This window comes from Streptomyces sp. NPDC001351, from assembly GCF_042896045.1.
GTDB lineage: Bacteria > Actinomycetota > Actinomycetes > Streptomycetales > Streptomycetaceae > Streptomyces.
In genome coordinates, this window is the sequence record NZ_JBIAWS010000020.1 from 173,615 (window position 1) to 179,919 (window position 6,305).

The 6,305-nt window shown below is 71.8% G+C and carries 8 protein-coding genes; 1 reads left to right on the top strand and 7 read right to left on the bottom strand.

Annotated features, from left to right (window positions below; genetic code table 11):
* Nucleotides 1–7: 7 nt before the first annotated feature.
* The 3 genes from ACFY1U_RS45915 to ACFY1U_RS45925 all read right to left on the bottom strand — a co-directional run bounded on the left by ACFY1U_RS45915 (nucleotide 8) and on the right by ACFY1U_RS45925 (nucleotide 3,057).
* Entirely contained in the window at nucleotides 8–2,041 is a 2,034-nt protein-coding gene (locus tag ACFY1U_RS45915; RefSeq protein ID WP_390700029.1) for a proton-conducting transporter membrane subunit, read from the bottom strand.
* Complete coding sequence (locus ACFY1U_RS45920; RefSeq protein ID WP_390700030.1) at nucleotides 2,038–2,520, bottom strand: NADH-quinone oxidoreductase subunit B family protein; 483 nt, start codon at nucleotides 2,518–2,520, stop codon at nucleotides 2,038–2,040. The genes ACFY1U_RS45915 and ACFY1U_RS45920 overlap by 4 nt, the downstream gene beginning before the upstream one ends.
* Nucleotides 2,521–2,706: 186 nt before the next feature.
* A complete protein-coding gene (locus ACFY1U_RS45925) occupies nucleotides 2,707–3,057 on the bottom strand; it encodes a metalloregulator ArsR/SmtB family transcription factor (protein WP_275770284.1) in 351 nt (116 codons plus the stop codon).
* Between the two features lie 474 nt (nucleotides 3,058–3,531).
* Here ACFY1U_RS45925 and ACFY1U_RS45930 point away from each other — a divergent pair, with 474 nt between their 5' ends.
* A complete protein-coding gene (locus ACFY1U_RS45930; RefSeq protein WP_390700031.1) occupies nucleotides 3,532–4,326 on the top strand; it encodes a 2-phosphosulfolactate phosphatase in 795 nt (264 codons plus the stop codon).
* A gap of 13 nt (nucleotides 4,327–4,339) precedes the next feature.
* Here the strand turns inward: ACFY1U_RS45930 and ACFY1U_RS45935 are convergent, their stop codons facing one another.
* From ACFY1U_RS45935 to ACFY1U_RS45950, 4 genes are all read right to left on the bottom strand, one after another.
* On the bottom strand, nucleotides 4,340–4,765 hold the full coding sequence (locus ACFY1U_RS45935; RefSeq protein WP_390700032.1) for an STAS domain-containing protein: 426 nt from the start codon (nucleotides 4,763–4,765) through the stop codon (nucleotides 4,340–4,342).
* Between the two features lie 48 nt (nucleotides 4,766–4,813).
* Nucleotides 4,814–5,239 (bottom strand): ATP-binding protein, encoded by a 426-nt coding sequence (locus ACFY1U_RS45940; RefSeq protein ID WP_390700033.1) that lies wholly within the window; start codon nucleotides 5,237–5,239, stop codon nucleotides 4,814–4,816.
* A 3-nt stretch (nucleotides 5,240–5,242) separates the two neighbouring features.
* Nucleotides 5,243–5,650 carry a pyridoxamine 5'-phosphate oxidase family protein gene (locus tag ACFY1U_RS45945; RefSeq protein ID WP_390700034.1) on the bottom strand — a complete coding sequence of 136 codons (408 nt, stop codon included), beginning with the start codon at nucleotides 5,648–5,650 and terminating at the stop codon, nucleotides 5,243–5,245.
* Nucleotides 5,647–6,305 (bottom strand): STAS domain-containing protein (locus ACFY1U_RS45950; RefSeq protein ID WP_390700035.1); only part of this gene is annotated, 659 nt, incomplete at its 5' end. The genes ACFY1U_RS45950 and ACFY1U_RS45945, both read right to left, overlap by 4 nt.

Genomic DNA, 6,305 nt, shown 5'->3' on the forward strand with positions numbered 1-6,305 from the left:
TTCGCTCTCACCAGCCCACCGCCAACGCCAACAGCAGGACGACCAGGCCGACGAAGCCGTAGCCGAGATAGAGGTGGACACTGCCGCCCGCCAGTCTGCGGGTGGCCTGCCCCACACCGGCCAGAGCCCGCAGCACCGGTTCGTACAGCCGGTGTTCGATCCGGTCGGGCACCCGGCGCTGGAAGCGCACTCGCTCCACCAGGTACCCCGACTCGCGCACCGGCGTGACGTTCAGGTCCTGCTCGGGGGCGAGGACGTCGTCGAAGACACGCTGCAACGGTTCGGCGAACGAGGTCGCCGTGTAGGCCATGCGCGGGGTCGGTGCGCCGCCCCCGCAGTCCCACAGCCGGGCGTTCAGCCGGCGCCGACGGCGCCCGTACAGCCGGGGCAGACCGGCAGCCAGCATGAGCGCGGCGGTGAGGGCGGCCACCACCCACACCGGCGACAGGGACGCGGAGATGTCCGCGAGCCGCACTCGCACCCTTCCGCCCGACACCGCACCGGCGCCCGGCAGCCCGACCGCGTTCACGGCCCGGTCCAGGCCGTCGCCCAGCAACCCCGGCACCAGCGCAAGCGTCACACACGCGGCGGCCAGCAGCCCCATCCCGGCGATCATCAGAGGCGGCGCCTCCCGCGCCGACGCCGCCTCGTCGCCGCGCGGCCGGGCGAAGAAGCCCACTCCGAGCGCCTTCACGAACGCGGCCGCGGCAATCCCCGCCGACAGGGCGATCAGCGCCACCGACAGGGGCAGGACGACCGCCACCGCGACGCCCGGCACCTGCAGGCCGTGGATCAGGGACTGCAGCAGCAGCCACTCGCTGATGAACCCGTTGCCCGGAGGCAGCGCCACCGCTCCGAGGGCGGCCAGCGCGAACAGTCCGGCGGTGGCCGGCATCCGGGAGCGCAGGCCGCCCAGCCGGTCGAGGTCGCGCAGGCCGGTCGCCCTCAGCACGGATCCGGCCGCGCAGAACAACAGGGCCTTGAAGGCAGCGTGGTTGACCACGTGCAGCAGAGCGGCGGCCAGTGCCAGCGCGGCCAGCGGCCGGCTGCCGTAGGACGTGAACAGCCCGGACGCCCCGACTCCGATCAGGACCAGGCCCATGTTCTCGCTGGTCGAATACGCCAGCAGCCGCTTCAGGTCGGAGGCCATCGCCGCCTGCAGGATCCCGTACACCGCGCTGGCCCCACCGACCGCCATCACACCCAGCCACCACCACGCCGGACCGCCGCCGAGCAGGTCGAGGCCGGTGCGGACCAGGCCGTAGACGCCGAGGTTGACCATGGCCGCACTCATCAACGCCGAGACGGGACTGGGCGCTTCGGGATGCGCCCGCGGCAGCCAGGCGTGCAGCGGCACCGCGCCCGCCTTCGACATGAACGCCAGCCCGACCAGCACGAACACCAGCCCACGCACCGTCGGCGAGATTCCCTGGGCCCCCGCCCGCAGAGCTGCGAAGGTCTCCCCTCCGGCCTGCGCGGCGAACAACGCCAGGCCGGCGAGCAGCAGCATCAGCCCGAGGTGCGTCATGACGGCGTACCAGACGCCGGCCTGCCGCACCGAGGCGCGTTCCCGGTGCTCGGCGAGGACCAGCAGCAGCGAGGCGAGCGCCATCAGCTCCCACAGCGCCAAGAAGGTGGACACCGACGCGGCGACCGGTACGAGGATCAGCGTGAGCGCGAACAGCGGCAATACCGCCTGCGCGGTGCGCGAGCCGAGCCCGTGCGAGCCGTGCCCGCCGACGTAGCCGATGCCGTACACGGCGACCGCGACCACGACGGCCCCGGCCACCGCCATGAACAGACCCGCCAGCGCATCCACCGCCACATGCGCCCCGGCCAGCGGCAGCAGTCCCGGGAAGGTGTCTGTCCAGCGGCTTCCTCCCAGTGCGGCCACACCCGCGGTGCCACCCGCCACGCCCACGCCCGCCGTCAGCACCCCTACGACCGGGATACGGACCCGGTACGGCAACCCGAACCCGGCCAACGTGCCCGCGCCGCCCAGGGTGGTGGCCGTCGCGAGGGCGACCGGAATCGTGCTCACCGCCCGGTCACTCTCCGCAACGCCGCCACGATCTCGTCCGGCTCCGGCGGGCACCCGGGCACGGCCAGATCCACCGGTACGACATCGGCGACGGCGCCCTCGATGCCGTACCCGCCTGCGAACTCACCGCAGTTGATCGCGCAGTCCCCCACCGCGACCACCAGCCGGGGCTCGCCCATCGCCGCGACCGTGCGCCGCAGCGGCTCGGCCATGTTGCGGGTCACGGGCCCAGTCACCAGGGCGACGTCCGCGTGCCGGGGCGAGGCCACCAGCCGCGCCCCGTACCGCTCGGCGTCGTAGACCGGGTTGAAGGCCGCAGCGATCTCGATCTCGCAGCCGTTGCAGGAGCCCGCGTCCACGCACCGCACCTGCACCGACCCGCCGAACTCACGTGCCTTCTCCGGCACGTCGCCCTCGGGGCGCGGCGGTGCGGGCTCGGCCACCCGCCCCGTGTCGCGGATCTTGCGCAACAGGCCCATCAACCCTCCCTGACGCGGTGAGGACTTTCCGTAGGTGACCAACGAGCCATCCTGCGGCTGGAGTTACGACCGTTTTCCGGTGCTTTACCTCGGCGCCACAGCCGTGCCGGTCGGGGAGGCGGCCGTCTCCCGTTGCCACAGAGCGCTGTCAACTCCGGGGAGACGGCCGCCGCTCATGGGCCGTCGCTACGACGGCGGCTTTCCTTCCACCTGCGCGGCCTGCAGATCGGCGAGCAGTTCGGCCTGCCCGGCCAGCACGCCCGACAGGATCGTGCGGGCCACCCGGAGCAGCTCGGCGACGTGCGGGCTGGTCAGCGAGTAGTACACGGTCGAGCCCTCCTTGCGGGTCTTGACCAGGTTCGCCCGCCGCAGCACGGCCAGCTGTTGCGAGAGGTGCGCAGGCTCGATACCCACCTCGGGCAGCATCTCCGCCACTGCGTGCTCGCGTTCGCTCAGCAGCTCCAGGACCCGGATGCGGGCGGGGTGGCCGAGGGTTTTGAAGAACTCAGCCTTCAGCTGGTACAGCGGCGTACTCACCTGGCCGTCTCCTCGCTCATGCAGCAGCACAGCCCCACCGGCCGGGCCTCGGCGCATCGCATCCACCCTCTCCCACCCTTCGGGCGGGGAGACCCCCACCTCGCTTCGCTCGTCAAGGACATGCGGCTCATCCTCGCGTGTGGCACCGGCCGGACCGAACCCGCACCCGAGGACAGAACCGCCGAATCCAGTGGTGACGACCTCAGGAATTGCTAACATTAGCAATTCCTGAGGTCGTGTGAGGGAGGTTTGCGTGCGGATCACACCGCTGCGCGGCATCGGCGTCCCCTGGCTCAAGTGCCCCGCCTGCCGCCTCAAGTGCCGCCCCACTGCCGTGGGCCCGGACGGCTCCTGCCCGCGTTGCGGCCATGCCCACATGCTCAAGCTGTCCTTCGGCGGCAGATCCGCTCAGCCGCCACCGGATGGCCCTCGCGACTGACCCCGCACCGCAGCCGGTTCCGGAAAGGGAGAGCAATGGGAGACTGGGCTGCCCAGTCCGGCGGCGGAATCCGCTTCGAATGGGGTCCTGCCGGTGCGCGCCGACTCGCCTCCAAGGTCGCCTGCCTGGTCGTGGTCGACGTGCTGTCGTTCACCACGGCGGTGAGCGTCGCGGTCCGGCAGGGCACCCGCGTGCTTCCGTTCTGGCCGCCGGACGGGCCTGCCGCCACGACCGAGCGGGCCGCAGCCGAGAAGGCCGCCGCCGTCTACGCGCGGCAGTCGGGTGCGCGGCTCGCCGTCGGGCGTCGCGCCGTCACCCCCGCCACCCCGTGGTCGCTCTCCCCTGCCCACCTGCGGACCGCACCGTTCGCCGCACGCCTGGTACTGCCCTCCCCGAACGGCGCCGCCATCGCCGCTGCCGCGCCGCCCGAGGTACGGGTGGTCGCCGCCTGCCTGCGCAACATCACCGCCGTCAGCAGCTGGCTCACCTCCCGCGGCTACGGCACCCCCGAACACCCCGTCGCCGTGATCGCCGCCGGCGAATCGTGGCCGGACGGCAGCCTGCGCCCCGCTCTGGAGGACCTGCTCGGTGCCGGCGCCCTCATCTCCGACCTGCACACGCAGGGTGTGGGTCCGCTCTCCGCTGATGCGGGCGCTGCGAGGGCGAGTTACGAAGGCACGGCCGACCTTGTCCATGCGGTCGCCGCCGGCGCCTCCGGGCGGGAGCTGGCCGTGATGGGGTTCGCCGAGGACGTCGCCATCGCCACCGAGGAGGACGCCTGCGCCGTCGTGCCCGTACGGGATCACGACGGTGCCTTCGCCCCAGGCTGAGCAAACCTGCGGGCTACTCTCCGGCCTGGTCACGGCCGGTGGGCCACCCCGTCGTACGCCACTCGTGACGCTCCTCGGCGGGCCCTTCATCGGCGGCCTCGCCTGTGCGATGCGCGGCGAGCGCCGCAGCCAGATCGGCATGCACAGGGATGTCCGGACAGTCGCCGACGGGGACAAGGGAGCCGTCGGCGGGGATCGCAGCCAGCTCCAGCCTGCGACCCTCCGCAGCGAGGCGACGCGCCGCCTCCGTAATTGCCAGCTGCCCCTCGGCCGACCAGCTGCGCAGTTCGCTGAGGTCGACGACGACCGGACCGGTGCCGCGGGCAACGACCCAGCCGATCGCACCGGCGAAACGACGGGCCGCGTCCGGACCCAGGTAGCCGGCAACGGAGAGGACGCCGAGGTCCTGCTCGATCGTGTAACGCCAGTCGATGGTCATGAAAGTGAACTTCCTTGTCCGGGTTGCCCGTTGAGGTCTGCTCCACGGTCAGAGCGGGAGGGTGATCCAGATGCTCTTGCCCTTGCCGTCGGCGTCACCTCGGACCCTGGCGTTGCCGCCCAATCCGAGGGTGAGCTCCATGACGGTGGCCAGACCGCCTGCTTCCGTTTCCGTGACGGACGCGTGCAGCAACGGCTGGTAGGGGTGACGGTCGTGGACGGCGAAGGCCAGGCAGTCCGGACCCGCCGCGTAGATCACGGTCATCGTCGGGGAGAGCACGGCGGCATGCCGGACGCTGTTGGTGACCAGCTCGCTCAGGATCAACAGGGCCGGGTCCACCGTGGGGTGGCGCAAGCTCACCCCCCACTCGATCAACGCCTGCTCGGCCGTCTGGCGGGCTAACCGTACGGCCGCCGGTTCCGTGGGCAGGGTGAGGACATGCCGGTAGGGCAGGGCATCGAGCCGCGTGGACATCACTCACGCCTCCGCGCGGGCGAGGCGGAAACCGGTGACCGTCTGCGGGTGGATACGGAGGATCGTGTCGTGCGGGCCGTGCGTCCAGCCGGTGAGCGTACGGCGGTAGTGAGCGGCCTCATCCCGGTCTGCGATCACGTCGGCGGGGCCTGTCACGGCCACCGTCCATCCGGTGCTGGTCACGGCGACGATCTCGTCCACGTGGTAGGTCGCCGTCGCCGGCACGGCGGTCGCCTGCATCGGGGTGCGCACGACCAGGCGGCCGTACTCCCAAATGTGCCGAGCAGGTCGTACGACGGGCTGCTCCCGCTGGACGAACACCAGCCGTCCCAGGCTGCTGCTCTCCACCAGCCAAAGCGCCTCCGCGCCGGAGACCTCGACCATGCGCAGGGGGGCGGGAGTGGTGCTCATCGGACTGGTTCCTCACTGACGTCTGTCGCCTTCGGACTCGTCGTATGCGTCTTCTGTGCGGGGACGGCAGGAAGTACGCCGACCGTCTCCAGATGCTCGCGGGCGGCGCGGATCGCCTCGGGGGTGGTGGCGTACTCTCGCCCCTCGTGCCGTAGCGGCTCCAGCGCGCCGACCGAGTCGAGGACCTGGCGCTGGCCGGCGCGGATCCCGGAGGCGAGGACGACGATGCCACGGCGGCGCAGCTTTTCCACGGCGTCCTTGAGCACGAGGGCGCCGGTGGCGTCCATCGTCGACACCCGGGACATCCGCAGGATCACCACCCGGACGTCGGCGACGTCGGTCAGTTCCAGCAGGAAGCGGTGGGCGGCGGCGAAGAAGAGCGGTCCGTCGATGCGGTAGGCGACGATGTGCTCGGCCAGCAGCGTGTGCTCCTCGGCGCTGTGGTCGCCCCGGTCGAGCGGCACCTGGTCGAAGCGGGCCTGCTTGGCGACGGCGCGCAGGGCGAGGGCACCTGCCACGACGAGGCCGATGATCACGGCGTAGACGAGATCCAGGGCCAAGGTCGCCACGGCGGTCAGGACGAGTATCAGCGCATCGGACCGGGTCGCCTTCACCATGGCCTTGAGCGAGCCGACCTCGACCATGCGGATCGCGG